Here is a 2,306-nt window from a genome sequence, read left to right on the forward strand (position 1 = left end):
CCGGCGGCCGCACCCTGCCCACGATGCGGCGCGGAGGGCGGTGAGGAGGGGGGAGACCGCGGGTTCGTGGCGGAGCGGGATGTCAGCACCGTCGGTCTCGGCCGGGACGCCTGACGCGATCAGGGCGCGCCGCATCGTGGGCAGGGTGCGGCCGCCGGCGCGGACGAGGACGGCCATGTCCTGCCAGGGCACGCCGTCCTCCAGGTGGGCGCGGCGCAGGATGTCGGCGATGTCGTCCAGCTCGGCGCCCGCCGTCGGGTACGTGTACACCTCGACCCGGCCGCCGTCCCGCGTGGGCGTGAGCCCGCGGTGCGCCCGGACCGCCTCCGAGGGCAGCCGCGGCACCGGCATGCGGGTGGTCAGCAGGCGGGTCGCGGCGAGCAGGTTCGCGGCCGAGCGGCGGCCGACGGTCAGGGCGCGGACGGCGGCACCGGGGAAGGCGCCCTGGAAGTCGAGCGTGTTGTTGATGTCCGCGCCGCGGAAGGCGTAGATCGACTGGTCGGGGTCGCCGAAGGCGACCAGGGTGCCGCCGGGCCCGGCCAGGGCCCGGAGCAGGCGGAGCTGCGAGGCGTCGGTGTCCTGGAACTCGTCCACGTAGATCACGTCGTACGCGGCGGCCAGCGCGGGCGTCCGCTCGGCGAGCAGGACGGCGCGGTGGAGGAGTTCGGCGTAGTCGAGCGTGCCCTGCATGTCCAGGACGTCCAGGTACTCGGAGAGGAAGGCGGCCGCGGCCTTCCAGTCGGGGCGGCCCTGGCGGGAGGCGAACGCGTCCAGGGCGCCGGGGCCGAGGCCCAGCTCGCGGGCGCGGGCGAGGACCGCGCGGACCTCGTCGGCGAAGCCGCGCGTGGTGAGCGCGGCCCGCAGGTCGTCGGGCCAGCGGATGGACCGGATCTCGCGCTGGCCCTCCAGCAGGGTGCGGACCATGACGTCCTGCTCGGGACCGGACAGCAGCCGCAGCGGGTCGTTGAACAGGTCGGTGTCCTGGTGGGCGCGGACCAGCCCGTAGCAGAAGGAGTGGAAGGTGGTGGCCTGCGGGGCGAGGGCGCCGCCGAGCCGCAGGGCGGCCCGGTCCCGGAGTTCCACGGCGGCCTTGCGGCTGAAGGTGAGGATCAGGATGCGGGCGGGGTCCGCCCCGCCCTCGACCCTGGCCGCGGCCGCCTCGACGAGCGTGGTGGTCTTGCCGGTGCCGGGCCCGGCGAGGACCAGCAGCGGTCCGGTGGTGTGATCAACCACCGCCTGCTGTGCTGCGTCCAGCACAGGGGACTCCACCCGCCGCGGGCCGCCGCGCACGAGGCGGTACGCATCCGGGGTCCGCGTACGCCGCCGCTGGGAGCGGTTGGGGAAAGAGGTGATCACGTGGGGTGCCGGTCCTGGTGGGTCTGCTGCGGTTGCTGCCTCGGCGCATGCCGAAGGGGCAACGCTACGGCAAGCGGGACGCCCCGTGCAGTTCGCCGAGGTCGGGCGCGGTCGGCAGCTCCCGGTGCAGCTCCGGGTGCAGCTCCCGGTGCTGCTCCGGGTGCCGCTCCGGGTGCCGGGCGGGCCGCTCCGGGTGCCGGGCGGGCCGCCGCCGCGGGCCGCGGGAGCCGCCGGGGGAGGGCGGCCGCGGGTCCCCCGGGCAGTCCCCCGTACGGTCCTGCGCACCGGCGGCCCACTCCCCTCCGGGGCAGTGCGTGGACGAAGCTGTCAGATGTGACCCTCGTCCCGTTCGGCCCCAGCGTCGCTCCCGTCCCAGCGGGCCCGCCTCATGTCCAGGCGTGCCTCACCGTCGGCCGTCAGCCGCAGCGGGGTGGACTCGGCCCGGTAGTGCTCCAGGGCCCGGTGCTCGCTGCCGGGCAGGGGGCGCCCGTCCGCCCGTACGACGCGCCACCAGGGCACGGCGCCCCCGTACAGGGCCATCACCCGGCCTACTTGGCGCGGCCCTGCCTCGCCGAGCCACTCGGCGACGTCCCCGTACGTCATCACCCGGCCGGGCGGAATCCGCTCGGCCAGGTCCAGCACGCGCTCCGCGTACGCGGGCAGCTCCTCGCTCATTCCGCCCATGGTGCCGCACGTCGCGGAGGCTTCTGCGGAGTGTTTCGTTCCGCACCGGCGCGCACCCTGCTGCCCCCCGCGACCGCCGGTCCGTGCCACCATCTTCCGGGCGGTGACTGGTGATACGTGATCAAGAAGAGACGGATGTGACGACGAAGGAGCAGGGTGTGAGCCCTCCGGACGGCGCGACCGAGGACGACGGATCGCGCCCAGAGCCGCACCCGCATCCCGAACCGAGCCCGGAGCCGAGCCCCCGCCCCGGCGAGCCTTCCGGG

At 75.7% G+C, this 2,306-nt stretch carries 2 protein-coding genes; both read right to left on the minus strand.

What is annotated here, in order from left to right; all coding sequences use genetic code 11:
- Window positions 1–1,290: ATP-dependent helicase (locus HYE82_RS36005; protein ID WP_309144568.1), on the minus strand; the 1,290-nt coding region annotated here is incomplete at its 3' end.
- A 393-nt stretch (window positions 1,291–1,683) separates the two neighbouring features.
- Window positions 1,684–2,031 carry an MGMT family protein gene (locus tag HYE82_RS36010; RefSeq protein ID WP_306439693.1) on the minus strand — a complete coding sequence of 116 codons (348 nt, stop codon included), beginning with the start codon at window positions 2,029–2,031 and terminating at the stop codon, window positions 1,684–1,686.
- Window positions 2,032–2,306 lie beyond the last annotated feature (275 nt).

Source organism: Streptomyces sp. BR123, assembly GCF_013401435.1.
In the GTDB taxonomy this organism is placed as follows: Bacteria; Actinomycetota; Actinomycetes; order Streptomycetales; family Streptomycetaceae; genus Streptomyces.

Coding starts and splice junctions, on each gene's coding strand:
- HYE82_RS36010 (WP_306439693.1), bottom strand. CDS start 2,031: ATGAGCGAGGAGCTGCCCGCGTACGCGGAGCGCGTGCTGGACCTGGCC.